Below are 18503 nucleotides of genomic sequence, written 5' to 3'. Positions count from 1 at the left end.
CTGTCTATAAAAGTGACGGTATCCCATATTCAATCCAAGTGGGCTTTTAGTGACATTGCTTCTGTTAACAGAAGTTAAATTTCTGAATAAGCTATGAGAACTTTGCTTTTATAGATAGGAGAAATAACATGAAAACAAACTTCAATTTTTTAGTATTGATCTGCCTTTTTTTACTTACAGGCTGTGAAAAAGAGTCGTATTCTGAGGCTCCCGATACGGTGGAAGAACAAGAACCGCAAATTGAAACTTCGACTACAGCACCTTCGGAGAGTGAAGCGATTGTCGGAGAATATCCGCTTATTTATCCAGCTGTCATAACATTGCTCGATCCGAGAACAATGGAAATCGTGAAATCGTTCACACCGCAATTATTAGGTTATGGAACGGATAACGGACTGTACGAGGCTAACGTAAAAAAAATAGCAAGGGAACTGGCAAGAGGGACTGAAAAAAGGACCGGCTATGATCAAACAATGGTTCTTCATAAAGTCGGGGATAATGGGGATCTTATTGAAGGGATTCCCGGAATCGTATTAAAGGAAAGTGAATTGGTTGAAAAAATTTTAGCAGCTTCACCTAAAGGAGATCATATATTTTTGCCTCTGTATATTTTGGAAACCAATCTGGATATAGATATTCCTTCACTGGATGATGTGACCATTGCATCGTTTACGACTTATTTTAATGCATCAAAAACCGGAAGAAGCGAAAATATCCAGCTTTCCTCTAAGGCAATTCATAATATTTTAGTGGGGGATGGCGATTACTTTTCTTTTAACACAATGGTTGGAGAGCGGACAGTGGAAAAAGGATATCAACCGGCACCTGAAATTATTAATAAGGAACTAGTAATGGGAATCGGCGGTGGAATTTGCCAAACCTCCTCGACATTGTTCAATGCTGTTGATCAGTTAGGAATTCGCATTACCGAAAGGCATCACCACTCATTGAATATCGGGTATGTACCAACAGGCAGAGACGCCACGGTTTCTTATGATTCGCTCGATTTCAAATTCCAAAATACGAGCGGGGCTCCGTTTTTAATTAAATCGTATTACAGTAAAGGTGCGCTGACAATCGCCATCACGACATCGCATCAATATAAAGATCTATTTAAAAAGCAATGACTAACTGCTCTTTATAAAAGGGCGGTTTTTTACTTTGCTGGTGTACCTTGATGGAAGAAAATACGCCATGTACCGTTTTCATTGCGCCAAAGGGAGCTGCGGTTTTGCTTGTTGCCATTTGTGCGATTTGTCGTAACGAATCGTGTTTGCACAATCTGATCTGCAATTGCAATTGCCTGGAAGTCCGTAACGGTAAATAAGGATTCTTCAATGCCTTGTTCTGTTATCTCATTCAGTAGGAAAGATTTATCCATTTTGCCTCCGGAAGACCCGTATTCCAGAAAATCCTCGCTCAAGAGGCGGATAAAGTCTTCCTTTTTGTAATACATGAGTTGCTGTTCAAGAAGCAGAAATTGATTGTTGAGTGCTGTCATAAATTATCCCCCATTCGAATTGACTATCAGTGGAACGATTTTCAATGTAAATCGTTTCTTTACATGGTATGATTTTGTCTTGTAGTTGTAAAGAAGGTTTAAGAAGGTGATTGTTATGTGGGAATCGATAAAATGGTTAATTCCGTCTGTTACCGCACCAACTGTAGCAGATGGTCTGGCGGCTGCAGCAATAATCGTCGCCGGTTTACTCATCATTCGATTCGTAATACGGCCGCTGTTATTTAAAATCGCGGACTTGTTCAATAAAAAAAATCATCCCGTTTTTGGAGACATAACGAAAAGTGTGTATCCATCAATACGTAACGCCATTATTTTCAGCCTTATTGTGATGGCGGTTTCTCTATTAATCGAAGTATGGCTGTTTGATAATACGAAACTTGGTATTTATATCGATTCGGTGTATGTATTTTTTGCGTTTAAAGCGCTGTATGATGTACTCGGTTTTTATTTGAAAAATCCCCACCGATTTGAAACAGGGAAAGATCAGGATATTTTAACACCGTTTTTCCTAAGGATGAGTAAAGTTGCAGTAATGGTCATTGCGATGTTTACAATTGCGTCACTGTGGAACTTTAATTTAAACGGGTTTTTAACTGCGATTGGACTAACAGGTGTTGCGCTCGCATTTGGTATACGTGACACGCTCGCCCATATATTCGGCGGTATGAGTGTTGCCTTGGATAAACCATTCCAAATCGGGGATTGGGTTATGTCGGGAGATGAAAAAATTGACGGCACGATTCAGGATATAAATTTGCGCAGTACGGTCATTCAAACTTCCGATAAAGGAACGGTTTATGTACCGAACTCGTATTTGGTCAACCGACCGATTTATAATTTGTCGACACGGATCGAAAGAAAAGTGGAGCATTTCCTCCATATTTCAAATGAAAATACTGAGGAAAGCATTGTAAAGTTTTTGGAATCGGTACGAGAGCAAATTTCATTGCATCCGAAAATCTCGAAAAAAATCATCCATGTGGCAATGGATGAGCTGATGCCGACAAGCTGTCGTATTCTTATACGATATTTTGTTGAAACAAATGATACGGGCATTATGCTGGAGGTTCGTCAGGAAATATTATTTGTGGCAAAACATTACTGTGAAGTGTATGACATTAAACTTGTTGATCCGAATGACGGTCAGTATGCATGGAATAATGGATGACCGTCGCCAAATTTAGAAAATATGGCGTAACGGTTCTACATCCAACGCGTAATTGTAGTATACTGAACATAAGGATTTAAAGTAACAAGCGTTAGAAATCCATTAGTTTACATAAGAGAGGATGTATCGCAAATGGCTGAGAAACAACAAGTAGCATTCGTACAACCAACACCGGTTGGTAAAGAAGAATTAGGAAAGATTGAAGTCGCGCCAGAAGTAATTGAAGTTATCGCAGGTATCGCTGCAACAGAGGTGGATGGAATCGCTGCAACACGCGGAAATTTCGCATCAGGTGTTGCCGAACGTTTCGGTAAAAAAGTTCATTCGAAAGGCATCAAGTCAGCAATGTCTGAAGAAGGCAATATTGTCATTGATGTATTTTGCACAGTGAAATATGGTTATGCCATTCCAAAAGTGGCGAAAGAAGTACAAACAACGATTCGACAAGCCATTTTAAATATGACAGCCATTGAAACAAGCGAAGTGAACATCCACATTACAGGGATTCAGTTCGAAACTTCAAAAGACGCAGAATAACTGTATAAACAGGAACCGAGTTCATTTAATTGATGCTCGGTTTTTTTGTTTTCTTAAAAATAAAGGATTTAATTTAGAATGTTTTTTCATATTTTTGTGAATTTTAGGATATGAACAAGGTGAAAATAGGGTATAGATTAAAAGCTTCATTTGGTAAGGAGGAAAACGGTATGGGAAACTTTTCTGCAAATGCAAGAGAGCGACTGAAAGAAACATTAATAAAAGACACCTTTGATCTGTTTGTTATAGGTGGTGGGATTACAGGTGCTGGGATTGCGCTTGATGCCGCCACACGAGGATTAAAAGTAGGGCTGGCAGAAATGCAGGATTTTGCGGAAGGCACAAGTAGCCGATCGACAAAACTTGTACACGGCGGCCTCCGTTACTTAAAACAATTCGAAATAAAAGAGGTTGCGGAGCTTGGTCGAGAGCGGGCAATCGTTTATGAAAACGGACCACATGTAACAACTCCTGTATGGATGTTGCTTCCCTTCCATAAAGGAGGGACATTTGGTTCGTTTTCGACAGCGCTTGGATTGAAAGTATACGATATTTTAGCGAATGTTAAAAAGGATGAAAGACGTTTTATGCTGTCCGCAGATGAAACGATTGCCCGGGAACCGCTTATTAAAAAGGACGGTTTGCTTGGCGGCGGTGTTTATGTGGAATACCGTACAGATGATGCACGTCTGACAATCGAAGTAATGAAGGCAGCTGTTGCCAACGGGGCAATCGCAATGAATCACTTGAAAGTTGTCGGGATTGAGGCAAATAACGTGGCCTTTTCTAAAGTGACGGTGGAAGATCAGCTCACTGGTGAACAATATGAGATCCGAGCGAAGAAAGTCGTCAATGCTGCAGGTCCATGGGTTGATGATGTGCGCAAATTGGATGGGGAACTTAGTAACAAGCATCTTATTTTATCGAAAGGTGTGCATCTCGTTTTCGACGAAGATGATTTCCCGTTGCAGCAGGCGATCTATTTTGATACCGAAAAAGATGGACGGATGATTTTTGCGATTCCGCGGGATGGCAAAGCGTATGTAGGGACAACAGATACTTTTTATGAGGGGGATCCTGCAGACATAAAGGTAACGAAAGAGGATCGACAATATATTATGGATGCGATTCATTACATGTTCCCTCAACTTCAGCTGACAGATGATAAAATCGAGTCGGCATGGGCAGGGGTGAGACCGCTTATCCATGAAGAAGGTAAGGGACCGTCGGAAATTTCACGTAAAGATGAAATTTGGCAATCGGATAGTGGCCTTATTACGATTGCTGGCGGGAAACTGACTGGCTACCGTAAAATGGCGGAAAAAATTGTCGACCTTGTCGTAAAACAATTAAACGATGAATACCAGCTGAAATACGGGAAATCGATTACAAAAAATCTTCCTATTTCGGGTGGGGAAACGAGCGGCTCGAAGTTTTTTGAATCGTTTGTTGAAAAACGTACGGTGAAAGGCCAGGACCTTGGTTTAACAGAAGAGCAAAGCCGTTATTTAGCGAAATTTTACGGTACAAATGTTGATAAAGTATTCGATTATATTAAACAGGCGAAAGGTAACTTGCCGCCGATTGTTTACGGTCAGCTGTACTATGCGATCAACGAGGAATCTGCATGTACGCCGAGTGACTTTTTCGTTCGTCGTACCGGTGCGCTATTATTTAATATCCACCTGGTAAAACAATATAAACAGCATGTAATTGATGAAATGAGCGACTACCTCAACTGGACTGCTGAAGAAAAGCAGCAGCATACAGATCAACTAGAACAGGAACTACAAAACGTAACAATGACTTAGTGAAAAGAGGCGAAGGGAATGTCAACATTTTTAGCAGAATTAGTAGGAACAATGATCTTAATTGTATTAGGTGGCGGGGTTGTTGCTGGTTCCTTGCTGAAATTTTCCAAAGCGGAAAATAGCGGCTGGGTCGTTATTACGATCGCCTGGGGTTTTGCCGTAGCAATCGCGGCATATACTGTAGGCGGAATCAGTGGTGCGCATCTAAACCCTGCATTGACAATAGCATTTGCAACAATTGGTGACTTCCCGTGGGCGGATGTTCCGATGTATATTATTGCACAAATTTTAGGGGCAATTATTGGCGCAATCATCGTATATATTGCCTATTTGCCGCACTGGTCTCAAACGAAAGACCAAGATGCAAAACTGGCTGTATTTGCTACAATTCCTGCCATTCGTCATCCATTGGCGAACATGGTAACAGAAATGATCGGTACTTTTATATTATTATTAGGGATTTTGGCATTAGGCGGTAATTCATTGGCGGACGGTATTAATCCGTTGCTTGTCGGTATTATCGTTATTGCGATTGGGATGAGTTTAGGTGGACCAACAGGGTATGCCATCAACCCTGCCCGTGATTTAGGACCCCGTATCGCGCATTTCTTCTTACCGATACCAGGTAAACGTGATTCGGACTGGTCTTATGCCTTTGTACCGATTGTCGGACCGATTATTGGTGGCGTAACAGGGGCATTATTTTACAAACAATTCTTTTTAAATGAAAATTCCGTGGCATTTTGGCTCTTTACAACGTTATTTGTTGTCATTTGTGTCGTTGCATTTATTACACAATCCAAAGCCGCTAAAAAGGAGATCGTATAATGGAAAAATATATTATGGCGTTAGATCAGGGTACGACAAGTTCACGTGCCATTTTATTCAATAAAAAAGGGGATATTGTTCATATAGCACAGCAGGAATTTAAACAATATTTTCCGAAATCGGGCTGGGTTGAACATAACGCAAAAGAAATTTGGAGTTCGATTTTATCCGTAATTGCCAAAGTATTATCGGAAAATAATATCCAGGCGTCACAAATCGAAGGGATCGGGATTACAAACCAACGTGAGACAACGGTTGTGTGGGATAAAAATACGGGGGAACCTGTATATAATGCGATTGTTTGGCAATCACGTCAAACTGCGGATATTTGCGACTCTTTAAAAGAAGCAGGGCATAATGAGCTGTTCCGCAATAAAACAGGTTTGCTTATCGATGCTTATTTCTCCGGGACGAAAGTAAAATGGATTTTGGATAATGTTGAAGGAACGCGTGAAAAGGCGGAAGCGGGTGACCTGTTATTCGGAACGATTGATACATGGATTATTTGGAAGCTGACAGAAGGGGCTGTTCATGTAACGGACTATTCGAATGCATCGAGAACATTAATGTATAATATTTACGATTTAAAATGGGATGAGGAATTGCTGGACATTTTAGGTGTTCCTGCATCCATGCTTCCGGAAGTGAAACCGTCCTCTGAAATATATGGTGAAATCGCAGGTAATCACTTCTTTGGTCATCGGGTACCAATCGCTGGTATAGCCGGAGACCAGCAGGCGGCATTATTCGGTCAGGCTTGCTATGAAAAAGGGATGGTAAAAAATACTTACGGTACCGGTTGTTTCATGCTGATGAATACAGGTGAGGAAGCGGTAAAATCCGAGCACGGTCTACTTACTACAATCGCTTGGGGCTATGACGGAAAAGTGACCTATGCACTTGAAGGGAGTATATTTGTAGCTGGTTCAGCGATTCAATGGCTTCGAGACGGGCTACGTATGTTTAGGAAATCTTCCGAAAGTGAAGCCTATGCAGCTCGTGTAAAAGATACAGAAGGTGTGTACGTTGTCCCGGCATTTGTCGGATTAGGGACACCGTACTGGGATAGTGAGGTGCGTGGTTCGGTATTTGGTTTAACACGCGGCACATCGAAAGAACACTTTATCCGTGCGACATTGGAGTCGCTAGCCTATCAAACACGCGATGTACTGTCAGCGATGGAAACGGATTCTGGCATCGATTTAAAAACACTGCGCGTTGACGGTGGTGCGGTTATGAACGACTTTTTAATGCAGTTCCAGTCGGATATTTTAAACGTTCCTGTTGAACGTGCATCAATCAATGAAACAACGGCACTCGGAGCAGCCTATTTAGCTGGACTTGCTGTCGGCTTCTGGGAGAATCTAGACGAAGTGCAAAAGCATTGGCAACTTGATCGTCAATTTGAGCCGGAAATGGATGAAGAACAACGTGAATCATTGTTCGCTGGATGGCACAAAGCCGTTAAAGCTGCACAGGCATTTAAGTAATAAATTTTACTAGAAAATCAATGATCTAAAAATCGTTTGGTAGCAGATTCCTAATCACTAATTGAATTATGCTATAATAGGTCATTATCTAGTTGAGGAGTTAAAATGATATGAGCAATGATTATATTCGTATAGCAAATGAAGAAGATTTAACGTTGATTAGCGCTTACTTTAAGCAAGCATTGTCACACTATGAAGAAGTCGGAGAGCTGATGGCGATGCAAGACATCCGTTATTTCCTGGAAAATATGGAGCATTTCCAGTTCTACGTACTAAAAGAAACAGCTGAACAAATTACGTACCTATTTGAGTTCCCTGAATCAGGAAACGAAAAGCGCGAAACAGGTACGTTGATGATACCGTTACAGAATAATTAGAGCCAAAAAGTATAAAGACGACATGTTGATTTATCTCAAACATGTCGTTTTTTTATCGCAAATTTCACCATTTTAAGGAAGAATACAAAAATCTCTTTTTACAGCTAAAATTTTTCTGTCAAACTGTGCGATGCCTTGCAAAATATGCTATGATAACAAGTAATGCTACTTATGAAGGAGAGCTATTATTTATGAAACGAACAGAGGCGCGTCAAAAAGCGTTACAAGCTTTGTTTCAGTTAGACAGCACAGAATTAACAATAGAAGAGGCGATCGGCCATGTTCTTGAAGAAGAGCAAAAATCGAATGCCTTTTTGGAGCAATTAGTTCGTGGGACAACTGAAAATCTCGAAGCAATTGATGCAGCGCTAGAAAAAAACCTAGAAAAATGGACGATCAGTCGTCTGCCAAAAATTGAAAGAACAATTTTGCGTTTAGCGGTATATGAATTATTATATGCAGAAGAAACGCCAAACAAAGTTATTATGAACGAAGCAATCGAGCTTTCAAAAACATTCGGTGACGACAAATCAAGCAAGTTCGTCAATGGTGTACTTTCGAAATTTACTGAGCAATAAATCAATAAATGTATTCAATTCTATAAAGATTAATATATCAAGATTTAACTGGTAGGTTGTCATAGCAAGCAGCAGGCAGCCTTTCCGATTGTCGTAATCACTGGAAGGAGCAACAACATGTCAAGCGTAATAATTAATGGTAAAGAGATCGGTCAAGAAATTCGAACAGGGGTCGCTACTCGAGTACAAGCGCTAAAAGATAAAGGGATCACTCCCGGTTTAGCTGTTATTTTAGTAGGAGACAACCCTGCATCCAAAACATATGTCGCAAACAAACAAAAGTCTTGTGAGCAAATAGGGATGTATTCGGAACTTGTCAAACTACCTGAAGAAATTTCAGAACAGGCTTTACTAGAAAAAATTCGTGAATTAAACGAACGTGCTTCGATTCACGGTATTCTCGTTCAGCTTCCATTACCAAAACATATCAACGAGGATAAAGTCATCCAAACGATCTCTCCGGAGAAAGACGTGGATGGATTCTCACCGATTAGTGTAGGAAAAATGATGCTTGGACAGGATACATACTTGCCATGTACTCCTTATGGGGTTATGAAAATGCTCGAACATGCGGGAATAGATGTTGCAGGAAAGCATGCAGTCATCGTAGGACGCAGCCATATCGTCGGGAAACCGATGGGACAACTATTGTTGCAAAAAGACGCTACCGTAACGTATACACACTCTAAAACACCGGATTTACCTTCCTTTACGAAACAGGCCGATATTTTAATCGCGGCTGTTGGTCGTGCAAACTTTATTACAAGCGAGCATATTAAAGAAGGCGCGGTTGTTATTGATGTAGGGATTAACCGTAACCAGGACAATCGTTTATGCGGTGATGTCGACTTTGACGATGTACAAGGAATCGCATCACATATTACACCTGTTCCGGGTGGAGTTGGTCCAATGACGATTACGATGTTACTGGAAAACACAGTACAAGCAGCTGAAAAAGAGTTAGAACGTCAAGAGAATTAATCTAACTTCAAAAATCACGATTTTGATGTAGATCAAAATCGTGATTTTTAGCTTATAGGGTACAATAAGGGAAGCTTAAATTTAAATATACTACTTTTTTCGCCTTACTTTAGGAACAACCAACTGTTAAATCTGTTGGTCTTACCAAAACTACATATACGAAAAAAGATCTACCGTAAAGGAGCAATACGTTTATGACATCGAATTCTTATTTATCCGTAAAAGCATTAACAAAATATATTAAACGAAAATTTGATGCCGATCCGCATTTACGTGATGTGTACGTAACGGGAGAGCTTTCAAATGTAAAAGTACATAGTTCAGGACATATTTATTTTACGCTGAAAGATGACAGTTCGCGGATAAACGCGACGATGTTCCGTTCACAGGCTTCGAAACTTTCTTTTAAACCTGAAGAAGGGATGAAAGTTTTTATACGAGGCGATGTGAATGTTTATGAAGCAAGCGGCGCATATCAGCTTTATGCCCAGACAATGGAGCCGGACGGGATTGGCGGATTGTTTGTCGCATTTAATCAGTTGAAGGAACGTCTGCAAAAAGAAGGCCTATTCAATCCGAATTTTAAGCAGCCGATTCCGCAATTTCCGAAAACAATCGGTGTGTTAACTGCGACGACTGGTGCCGCTATTCGTGATATTTGCACAACGATTACCCGACGCTATCCACAGGCTGAAATTTTAATTTATCCGACGCTCGTACAAGGCGCAGGCGCAGCACCAAATATTACTGAAAATATATATTTAGCGAACCGCCACGGATTTTGTGATGTACTCATTGTTGGACGCGGTGGCGGATCGATTGAAGATTTATGGGCATTCAATGAAGAGATTGTTGCACGGGCTATTTTTGAAAGCCGTATTCCGGTCATTAGTGCTGTCGGCCATGAAACCGATACGACGATTGCGGACTTTGTTGCCGATTTGCGTGCACCGACACCAACTGCTGCGGCAGAACTGGCTGTTCCGAACCAGCAGCAGCTGTATCAGCAAATCCTTCATCATCAGTCGATTCTTCATCAAATGATGACATCAAAGCTTAATTTCGAACGCAATCGCTTAACTAAACTGCAAAATTCCTATCCGATTGCAACACCTGAGCGATTATATCGTCCTTTTATTGAAAGACTTGTTCAGGTGGATTTATCACTGCAAAATGCAACGAAACTTTATATGTTGAATGAAAAATCAAAACTGCAGTCAATAGACAGCAAGATGAAACTGTATTCGCCGGTACATCAGTTAACTGCCGCTAAACAGCAGCTTGAACACCGTACGCAAACATTAACGAATCGAATGCAGCAACAGCTCGCACAAAATAAGGTTGCTTTTACTAATCAGCTGCGTATGCTGGAGGCGTTAAATCCGCTCGCATTAATGAGTAAAGGCTTTAGCGTGGCATATAAAGAGGAAAACGTAGTAAAATCAGTTCACGAGCTGGAAAAAGGCGACGTGATCCAAGTGACGTTTCAGGATGGATCTGCAGAAGCGAAAATTGAGAAAAAGCATGTGCAAAAGGAAGGGGAAGCAAAGTGACAAAACCGACATTTGCGACAGCAATGACAGAATTAGAAGAAGTTGTACGTAAGCTTGAACAAGGAGATGTTCCACTGGAAGAAGCAATTGACCTTTACAAAAAGGGCATGGAACTATCAAAACTTTGTCATGATACACTGCAAAATGCAGAACAGCAATTAATTTCAATCGTTGGAGAAGATGGTGAAAAGAAAGCTTTCCAACAAGGAAATGGAGAAGACTAACTGATGGAAAACACGTTAAAGCAGTTTATTGATCTTAATATACCGCAGCTCGAAACGACAATGTACGAACTCGTTGAATCGATACAAGCACCGGCACATTTAAAAGAATCGATGCTGTATTCATTAAAAGCAGGAGGCAAACGAATTCGTCCATTATTTGTTGTGGCGGTTTGCGAAATGTACAATCAGTCTCTTGAAGCAAGTTATTCACTAGGCGCTGCTGTTGAAATGATCCATACGTATTCATTAATCCATGATGACCTGCCTAGTATGGATGATGATGAATTGCGCCGCGGCAAGCCAACAAACCATGTTGTATACGGTGAAGCATTGGCCACTTTGGCGGGAGACGCATTAAACACATTGGCATTTGGTGTCATCGCACGATTAAATAATCTATCTGCAGAAAAGCGCATTGAACTTGTCAATCTGTTAAGTATTGCGGCAGGTGCTGAAGGAATGGTCGGCGGACAAGTACTAGATATGGACGGAGAAAAGCGTCTATTAAATTTACAGGAGCTTGAAACGGTTCATGTAAATAAAACAGGTGCATTGCTTCGTTTTAGTATTGAAGCAGGTGCCGTGCTGGCAAATGCAAGTAGTTCTGACCGAAAAGCATTAGTGGAATATGCGCACCATATCGGTTTAGCCTTCCAAATCCAAGATGATATTTTAGATATTGAGGGAACTTCGGAACAGCTAGGGAAAACAGCAGGAAAAGACGTAGCAAGCGAAAAAAGTACATACCCTGCTTTACTTACATTAGACGGTGCAAAGCAAAAGCTGAATGAACATTATGAGCTGGCGATTGATGCATTGCAAAAAATCGACATCGATACGACATTACTTCGACAATTTGCACAGTATATTGTGAGACGTAGTAACTAAAATGTGTTAAACTTTTGTCTTGTGTTGTACATTGATATAATAGAAAAATCACAACGGTGAATAAACTGATGAAAAGGTGTGTGGATGAGATGGATTTAACTAAAATTTCTAGTCCATCCTTTTTGAAAGACTTGAATAAAAAGCAACTAGAAGCGCTGGCTGGAGAAATTCGCGCTTTTCTGATCGAAAAATGTTCAATTACGGGTGGTCATATTGGCCCGAATTTAGGTGTCGTTGAGCTGACGATTGCACTGCATAAAGCTTTTAACAGTCCAAAGGATAAATTTTTATGGGATGTCGGGCATCAAGCATATGTCCACAAAATTTTAACAGGCCGGGCAAGTCAATTTGACACATTGCGTCAATTTAAAGGACTTTGCGGTTTCCCGAAGCTTGTCGAAAGTGAACACGATATGTGGGAAACAGGGCATAGTTCCACTTCTTTATCTGCAGCTATGGGTATGGCTGCGGCGAGAGATATTAAAGGGGACAAAAACTTTGTTGTACCGATTATCGGTGATGGTGCACTGACAGGCGGTATGGCACTGGAAGCATTGAACCATATTGGTCATGAAAAAACGAATATGATCGTTATCTTAAATGATAACGAAATGTCGATTGCGCCGAACGTTGGGGCATTGCATGACGTTTTAGGACGTCTGCGCACGGCAAAAGAATATTCACGTGCAAAAGAAGATTTGGAATCATTAATTCACAAAATTCCAATGGTTGGCGACAAACTTGCCGCTACTGCTGAACGTGTAAAAGACAGCCTAAAGTATTTAGTTGTATCAGGTGTATTCTTTGAGGAATTAGGATTCAAATATTTAGGTCCGATTGACGGACATGATTTTGAAGCACTGGAAAAAACATTGGAATATGCGAAAAAAGTACAGGGTCCTGTGCTTGTCCATGTATTGACGAAAAAAGGCAAAGGCTACAAACCTGCCGAAGACGATACAATCGGTACTTGGCATGGTACGGGTCCATATAAAATGGAAACTGGTGCTTTCGTAAAATCTTCAACAAAAGGTCCTGCGTGGAGCAGCCTAGTCGCAGAATCGGTTCGTAAGTGCATGAAGGAAGATAACCGGATTGTAACGATTACACCGGCAATGCCTGTCGGTTCAAAACTGGAAGGCATTCAAAAAGACTTCCCGAATCGCTTCTTTGATGTAGGGATTGCCGAACAGCATGCAACTACAATGGCGGCAGGTCTTGCAACACAACAAATGAAACCGTTTTTATCAATTTATTCGACGTTTTTACAACGTGCGTATGACCAGGTGCTGCATGATATTGCACGCCCGAACTTGAATGTATTCATCGGTATTGACCGTGCTGGCCTTGTTGGCGCGGACGGCGAAACACACCAAGGCGTATTTGATGTATCGTTTTTACGTCATATTCCGAATATCGTATTGATGATGCCTAAAGATGAAAATGAAGGTCAGCATATGGTAAAAACTGCACTTGAATATAATGATGGTCCAATCGCGCTTCGTTACCCTCGCGGCAATGGCTTAGGTGTTGAAATGGATGCGGAAATGAAAGCATTGCCGATCGGTTCATGGGAAGTGCTGCGTGAAGGTACGGATGCAGTGATTCTGACATTCGGTACAACGATTCCAATGGCATTGAAGGCAGCGGAACAGTTGGCTTATCAAGGTATTGATGTACGCGTTGTGAATGCACGTTTCATCAAACCGATGGATGAAGGGATGCTGCATGAAATTATGCAGGAAAACCTGCCGATTTTAACAATTGAAGAATCATTGCTGCAAGGCGGATTTGGTAGTGCGGTGCTGGAATTTGCAATCGATAAGAAATACCGTAATGTTCAAATTGAGCGTATCGGGATTCCGGATGAATTTATCGAGCATGGTGAAGTTGATTTATTATTGGAAGAAATAAACGTGACAGCTGAAGAAGCGGTAAAACGTATTACACAGCTTGTACCGAAAAAACAGTCGGATAGGGTTTAATAAAGAATGACAAAGCAAAAAAAAGAACGAGTAGATATAATGCTTGTAGAACGCGGTTTATGTGAGACGCGTGAAAAGGCAAAACGCTCGATTATGGCTGGTCTCGTGTTCTCAAACGAAATCCGCATAGATAAAGCAGGGGAAAAAATCGAAATCGATGCACCGCTGCAAGTAAAAGGCTCTCAGCTAAAATATGTGTCACGAGGCGGACTGAAGCTGGAAAAGGCACTTGAAATTTTTGATCTATCTGTAGAAGGTAAGCTAATGCTTGATATCGGCTCTTCTACAGGCGGATTTACGGATTGTGCACTGCAAAACGGTGCGCGCCATTGCTATGCACTGGATGTCGGATCGAACCAGCTTGCATGGAAAATCCGTTCGGATGAGCGTGTAACGGTTATGGAAAAAACCAATTTCCGATATACAAAGCCGGAAGATTTAGTAGAAGGTTTACCAAGTTTCGCGACTATCGATGTTTCATTTATTTCGCTATCGTTGATTCTGCCTGTATTAAAAACGGTTTTAATGCCTGGTGGCGATGTGATGGCACTCGTAAAACCGCAATTTGAAGCAGGTCGTGAAAATGTAGGGAAAAAAGGAATTGTCCGTGAACCGAAAGTCCATTTAGCCGTTTTGGAAGAAACAGCTAAAATGGCAACGGAAATCGGGTTTGTTGTCAAGGATGCTTCGTTTTCACCGATAACGGGCGGGGAAGGGAATATTGAATTTTTATTCCACTTGTATAATCCGCATGACGGTGAAGAGGTAGAAGCCTTCACAAACTTCGAGCAAGTCGTAAAAGAAGCGCATATGCAGCTGAAATAAAGAAAAGCACAAAACAGATTCTTTTGGATTTGTTTTGTGCTTTTTTGATTAAGTTGCGACGGTCTAATGAAGCATTGTAAATTGAATTTTTATTTATACTAATGACCAAGTTTTATACGAAAATTGAAGTTGATTACATTCTTTTTTATGGAGAAAATAGTCGAAAAAAACGGATTTTTGAACATATGTACGGTTTTTTCTTGTTTTTCCTTTATGCAAATGGTAGTGTAAATATACATATATTCCTATACATTTTAATGAGGTGACTTTTGTGAACAAAGGACAGCGCCATATACGCATCCGTGATATTATTACAAATAACGAAATCGAGACACAGGACGATTTAGTCGACCAGCTGAAAAATGCCGGCTACAATGTCACTCAAGCAACGGTTTCACGTGATATTAAAGAATTGCATTTAGTAAAAGTACCGTTACAGGACGGTCGTTATAAATATAGCTTACCAGCAGACCAACGCTTCAACCCAATTCAAAAATTGCATCGTTCGTTGGCAGATGCTTTCGTTTCGATTGATGGAGCGTCACATTTTTTAGTAATGAAAACATTGCCGGGGAATGCCAATGCAATCGGATCATTGTTGGACCATCTGGACTGGTCTGAAATATTAGGAACGATTTGTGGGGACGATACGATTTTAATCATGTGTCGAACAGAGGACGAACGTGAAGAAATAAAAAATCGCTTATTAGATATGCTGTAAACCGAGGTGGAATGGTTTGTTAAGAGAATTAAGCATTCGAAATTTTGCTATTATTGATGATTTAACCGTTAGTTTTTTCGGAGGTCTGACTGTTTTGACAGGTGAAACAGGTGCCGGAAAATCGATCATTATTGATGCGGTTAATATATTGGCTGGCGGACGAGGGTCTACCGAGTTTATCCGCCATGGAGAAAAAAAAGCGGAACTGGGCGGCTTATTCCATGTGGATAATAGTCAGCATCCGATTTTTGCGAAACTCGAAGAACATGGGATAGAATCAGAGGAAGATACGATTATTTTAAGACGTGATTTGCATGATTCAGGAAAGAGTGTTTGCAGGGTGAACGGCAAACTTGTTCCATTATCGGTTTTACGGGATATTGGCGGCAGTTTAATCGATATTCATGGGCAGCATGAAAATCAGGAGCTGATGGATGAAAAATTCCATATCAATTTACTGGATCATTATGCACATCATGAGCTTCAGCCGGTGAAAGCGAAGTACGATGAAGCGTATGAAGCGTACCGCCAATTGAAAAGAGAAGTGGCCGAGCTGAGTATGGACGAGCAGCGGATGGCACAGCGCATCGATTTATATCAATTCCAAATACAGGAGCTGGAACAGGCCGGTTTGAAAATTGATGAAGAAGAGGCACTGGATGAAGAACGTCTTCGTTTGATGAATTTCCATAAAATATTTGAACGTGCGAACATTGCGTATTCAGCCATTTCCGATGATGGAACAGGACTGGATTTCATCGGGAATGCGATGAATGCTCTGGAAGACATTGTCGCGCTTGATTCGAATTTCAAAGAGGCTTCTGAAGCGGTTACTTCGAGCTTTTATGCATTGCAGGATGCGGCATATCAAGTGAAAAATGTGCTTGATGATTTAGAGTATGATGCGGAACGCTTGAACGAGGTCGAGCAGCGTCTTGCTTTATACCAAACTATGAAACGTAAATATGGTACGACAGTTGAAGAGATTTTAACGTATCATGAAAAAATCGAAGAAGAGTTAAGCCAGCTTATGAACCGTGATGAAACATTGCAGAAAAATGAACAATTGCTGGCGAAGATGGAAGCCGATCTTAATAAAATTGCAGATCAGTTGACGACGATCCGTAAAGAGAATGCCATTAAGCTAAGTGATGCCATAATGAATGAGCTGCGGATGCTGCATATGGAAAAAGCGCAGTTTATCGTTAAATTCGAGCCGCTTAATCAACTGGATGCAAACGGCAAGGATTTTGTCGCATTCTACATTTCAACAAATGTTGGGGAACCACCGAAGTCGCTGCCTAAAGTTGCTTCAGGCGGGGAACTTTCGCGGATGATGCTGGCGCTTAAAACGATTTTCTCGTCATCAAATGGCATTACATCGATTATTTTCGATGAGGTCGATACGGGTGTAAGCGGACGTGTCGCTCAGGCAATTGCAGAAAAAATTGCTGCTATTTCAGTCAATTCGCAAGTATTATGTATTTCTCACTTGCCGCAAGTTGCCGCAATGGCGGATCATCACTACTATATTAAAAAGCAAGTAGAGCATAATCGCACATTTACGTCGATTACGGAAATGGAAGAAAAAGAACGCATTGTGGAAATCAGTCGCATGATGAGCGGGGCCGAAATTACAGACCTGACATTACAACATGCTTCCGAATTAATCCATATGGCCAATGAACGTAAAGAAACGATGAATTAAATAGACAAAAAAACCGTTGAAAATAAAAAAATTTTCGACGGTTTTTTATTTTTTGTAACGTATATTTTTCAAGGTCGCGAAGCAACAAGGATTACAGAGGATACATTCTAATTTTTCCTCATATCAACAAAATTTTTCCGTTCATAACTCCGTCAAATTTTCACATAGTAAGCGCATAGAGGAGGTGAATGATGATTAAAAAATGGTCGATACTCGTTGCATTGCTTTTTATGTTATCACCAATAGAAGTATTGGGGAAATCATTAATTCCAATGGGCCATTCAATTGGCGTTCAGTTGGAGATGCCTTATGTAATGGTTGCACAGGACGTATTATTGGAAAATAGTGAGTGGTTGAAAAAGGGAGAACATATTTTAGAACTTAATGGTGAAAAAGTGAGCCAGTTAGAAGACATTGCCGGCAAAGGCGAATCATTTACACTGACCGTTGAAAATGGGAAGCAACAACGAGAGATCAACGTATCAGCTCATGAACTGGTGCATTTAAAACCATTTTTAAAAAGTGAAACAGATGGAATTGGAACGTTAACGTATATCGATCCTGAAACGATGGAGTACGGAGCGCTTGGACATCAAATTGTAGACTCTACAATGAAGCAACCTCCGAAATTCAATGATGGTGCAATCTTTGAAGCATCTATCTCACAAGTGAAGAAAAGTACGCCTGGACAGCCAGGGTACAAAATTTCAGTTGTAGATAAATCGCAAACGCCACTCGGTTCAGTAAAAAGCAATGATGTATACGGAATTTTTGGTAATTGGAAACAATCATTACATGACAGTTTGCATCCTCCGCTGGAAATTATACATGCAAATGAGTTAAAAAAGGGAAAAGCACAAATCTTAACGGCAATCGACGGGGAAGAGGTCAATTTGTTCGATATCGAAATTGACAAACAAACGGATAATACGTTTACTTTCAATGTCGTCGATGACCGTCTAATAAAGAAAACGGGCGGCATTGTTCAAGGGATGAGCGGAAGTCCTATTATACAGAATAACCAGTTCGTTGGTGCGGTAACACATATGTTTATCGAAGAACCAACAAAAGGTGCCGGTATTCTTGTTATTGAAATGCTGAAAAAGAGCCCGTAATAAAAATACTTTAGACTATACTTTTTAATAAAGTGTAGTCTTTTTTTGCTTTTTTCATTACAATAGTACATGATGATTAATCGACAAATGATGAACCATATATTTCCTTGTCGATAAACAGAGAAAAGGTACTACTTGTTACTTATTTTTTATGAAAGAAAAGGAAATTTAGTAATTCTGTCGAAACTTCTC

The 18503-nt window shown here is 40.6% G+C and carries 18 protein-coding genes; 17 read left to right on the top strand and 1 reads right to left on the bottom strand.

What is annotated here, in order from left to right; genetic code table 11:
- Window positions 1-128 precede the first annotated feature (128 nt).
- The gene (locus tag MKY71_RS10670; protein ID WP_340732566.1) at window positions 129-1127 is read left to right on the top strand and encodes a VanW family protein; all 999 of its coding nucleotides are present in this window, start codon (window positions 129-131) and stop codon (window positions 1125-1127) included.
- Window positions 1128-1156: 29 nt separating this feature from the next.
- Here the strand turns inward: MKY71_RS10670 and MKY71_RS10665 are convergent, their stop codons facing one another.
- Window positions 1157-1501 (bottom strand): nuclear transport factor 2 family protein, encoded by a 345-nt coding sequence (locus MKY71_RS10665; RefSeq protein ID WP_339171745.1) that lies wholly within the window; start codon window positions 1499-1501, stop codon window positions 1157-1159.
- 115 nt (window positions 1502-1616) lie between these two features.
- On the opposite strand from MKY71_RS10665, the gene MKY71_RS10660 reads away from it, so the two are divergent.
- The 16 genes from MKY71_RS10660 to MKY71_RS10585 all read left to right on the top strand — a co-directional run bounded on the left by MKY71_RS10660 (window position 1617) and on the right by MKY71_RS10585 (window position 18311).
- Entirely contained in the window at window positions 1617-2690 is a 1074-nt protein-coding gene (locus tag MKY71_RS10660; protein WP_339171744.1) for a mechanosensitive ion channel family protein, read from the top strand.
- A gap of 132 nt (window positions 2691-2822) precedes the next feature.
- The gene (locus tag MKY71_RS10655; protein ID WP_339171743.1) at window positions 2823-3227 is read left to right on the top strand and encodes an Asp23/Gls24 family envelope stress response protein; all 405 of its coding nucleotides are present in this window, start codon (window positions 2823-2825) and stop codon (window positions 3225-3227) included.
- 170 nt (window positions 3228-3397) lie between these two features.
- A complete protein-coding gene (locus MKY71_RS10650) occupies window positions 3398-5038 on the top strand; it encodes a glycerol-3-phosphate dehydrogenase/oxidase (RefSeq protein WP_340732565.1) in 1641 nt (546 codons plus the stop codon).
- A gap of 18 nt (window positions 5039-5056) precedes the next feature.
- Window positions 5057-5866: an MIP/aquaporin family protein gene (locus MKY71_RS10645; protein ID WP_339194839.1), complete on the top strand. Its 810-nt coding sequence runs from the start codon at window positions 5057-5059 to the stop codon at window positions 5864-5866.
- Window positions 5866-7356: a glycerol kinase GlpK gene (gene glpK, locus MKY71_RS10640; RefSeq protein ID WP_340732563.1), complete on the top strand. Its 1491-nt coding sequence runs from the start codon at window positions 5866-5868 to the stop codon at window positions 7354-7356. Before MKY71_RS10645 ends, glpK begins: the two co-directional genes overlap by 1 nt.
- A gap of 110 nt (window positions 7357-7466) precedes the next feature.
- Window positions 7467-7733, top strand: a complete 267-nt coding sequence (locus tag MKY71_RS10635; RefSeq protein WP_340732561.1) for an aminopeptidase — start codon at window positions 7467-7469, stop codon at window positions 7731-7733.
- 191 nt (window positions 7734-7924) lie between these two features.
- A complete protein-coding gene (nusB, locus tag MKY71_RS10630) occupies window positions 7925-8311 on the top strand; it encodes a transcription antitermination factor NusB (RefSeq protein ID WP_339171735.1) in 387 nt (128 codons plus the stop codon).
- A gap of 117 nt (window positions 8312-8428) precedes the next feature.
- Window positions 8429-9292 (top strand): bifunctional methylenetetrahydrofolate dehydrogenase/methenyltetrahydrofolate cyclohydrolase FolD, encoded by an 864-nt coding sequence (gene folD / locus MKY71_RS10625; RefSeq protein WP_339171732.1) that lies wholly within the window; start codon window positions 8429-8431, stop codon window positions 9290-9292.
- A 194-nt stretch (window positions 9293-9486) separates the two neighbouring features.
- Complete coding sequence (xseA, locus tag MKY71_RS10620) at window positions 9487-10845, top strand: exodeoxyribonuclease VII large subunit (protein WP_340732560.1); 1359 nt, start codon at window positions 9487-9489, stop codon at window positions 10843-10845.
- Window positions 10842-11069, top strand: a complete 228-nt coding sequence (gene xseB, locus MKY71_RS10615) for an exodeoxyribonuclease VII small subunit (RefSeq protein WP_008404237.1) — start codon at window positions 10842-10844, stop codon at window positions 11067-11069. Before xseA ends, xseB begins: the two co-directional genes overlap by 4 nt.
- Before the next feature lie 3 nt (window positions 11070-11072).
- Complete coding sequence (locus MKY71_RS10610; RefSeq protein ID WP_340732559.1) at window positions 11073-11957, top strand: polyprenyl synthetase family protein; 885 nt, start codon at window positions 11073-11075, stop codon at window positions 11955-11957.
- A gap of 89 nt (window positions 11958-12046) precedes the next feature.
- Window positions 12047-13942, top strand: coding sequence for a 1-deoxy-D-xylulose-5-phosphate synthase (dxs, locus tag MKY71_RS10605; RefSeq protein ID WP_339194822.1), 1896 nt, complete (start codon window positions 12047-12049; stop codon window positions 13940-13942).
- Window positions 13943-13948: 6 nt separating this feature from the next.
- A complete protein-coding gene (locus MKY71_RS10600; RefSeq protein WP_339194821.1) occupies window positions 13949-14767 on the top strand; it encodes a TlyA family RNA methyltransferase in 819 nt (272 codons plus the stop codon).
- Window positions 14768-15038: 271 nt separating this feature from the next.
- Window positions 15039-15488 carry a transcriptional regulator AhrC/ArgR gene (ahrC, locus tag MKY71_RS10595; RefSeq protein ID WP_079527588.1) on the top strand — a complete coding sequence of 150 codons (450 nt, stop codon included), beginning with the start codon at window positions 15039-15041 and terminating at the stop codon, window positions 15486-15488.
- A gap of 16 nt (window positions 15489-15504) precedes the next feature.
- Complete coding sequence (gene recN / locus MKY71_RS10590) at window positions 15505-17196, top strand: DNA repair protein RecN (protein WP_340732558.1); 1692 nt, start codon at window positions 15505-15507, stop codon at window positions 17194-17196.
- Between the two features lie 191 nt (window positions 17197-17387).
- A complete protein-coding gene (locus MKY71_RS10585) occupies window positions 17388-18311 on the top strand; it encodes a SpoIVB peptidase S55 domain-containing protein (protein ID WP_339171713.1) in 924 nt (307 codons plus the stop codon).
- Window positions 18312-18503 lie beyond the last annotated feature (192 nt).

Origin of the sequence: Solibacillus sp. FSL W7-1324 (assembly GCF_038008025.1) — a bacterium.
Classification (GTDB): domain Bacteria; phylum Bacillota; class Bacilli; order Bacillales_A; family Planococcaceae; genus Solibacillus.
Note: the sequence above shows the minus strand (reverse complement) of the source record. Positions and strands in the feature narration are given on the sequence as shown.

Coding starts and splice junctions, on each gene's coding strand:
- MKY71_RS10670 (WP_340732566.1), top strand. CDS start 129: ATGAAAACAAACTTCAATTTTTTAGTATTGATCTGCCTTTTTTTACTT.
- MKY71_RS10665 (WP_339171745.1), bottom strand. CDS start 1,501: ATGACAGCACTCAACAATCAATTTCTGCTTCTTGAACAGCAACTCATG.
- MKY71_RS10660 (WP_339171744.1), top strand. CDS start 1,617: ATGTGGGAATCGATAAAATGGTTAATTCCGTCTGTTACCGCACCAACT.
- MKY71_RS10655 (WP_339171743.1), top strand. CDS start 2,823: ATGGCTGAGAAACAACAAGTAGCATTCGTACAACCAACACCGGTTGGT.
- MKY71_RS10650 (WP_340732565.1), top strand. CDS start 3,398: ATGGGAAACTTTTCTGCAAATGCAAGAGAGCGACTGAAAGAAACATTA.
- MKY71_RS10645 (WP_339194839.1), top strand. CDS start 5,057: ATGTCAACATTTTTAGCAGAATTAGTAGGAACAATGATCTTAATTGTA.
- glpK (WP_340732563.1), top strand. CDS start 5,866: ATGGAAAAATATATTATGGCGTTAGATCAGGGTACGACAAGTTCACGT.
- MKY71_RS10635 (WP_340732561.1), top strand. CDS start 7,467: ATGAGCAATGATTATATTCGTATAGCAAATGAAGAAGATTTAACGTTG.
- nusB (WP_339171735.1), top strand. CDS start 7,925: ATGAAACGAACAGAGGCGCGTCAAAAAGCGTTACAAGCTTTGTTTCAG.
- folD (WP_339171732.1), top strand. CDS start 8,429: ATGTCAAGCGTAATAATTAATGGTAAAGAGATCGGTCAAGAAATTCGA.
- xseA (WP_340732560.1), top strand. CDS start 9,487: ATGACATCGAATTCTTATTTATCCGTAAAAGCATTAACAAAATATATT.
- MKY71_RS10610 (WP_340732559.1), top strand. CDS start 11,073: ATGGAAAACACGTTAAAGCAGTTTATTGATCTTAATATACCGCAGCTC.
- dxs (WP_339194822.1), top strand. CDS start 12,047: ATGGATTTAACTAAAATTTCTAGTCCATCCTTTTTGAAAGACTTGAAT.
- MKY71_RS10600 (WP_339194821.1), top strand. CDS start 13,949: ATGACAAAGCAAAAAAAAGAACGAGTAGATATAATGCTTGTAGAACGC.
- MKY71_RS10585 (WP_339171713.1), top strand. CDS start 17,388: ATGATTAAAAAATGGTCGATACTCGTTGCATTGCTTTTTATGTTATCA.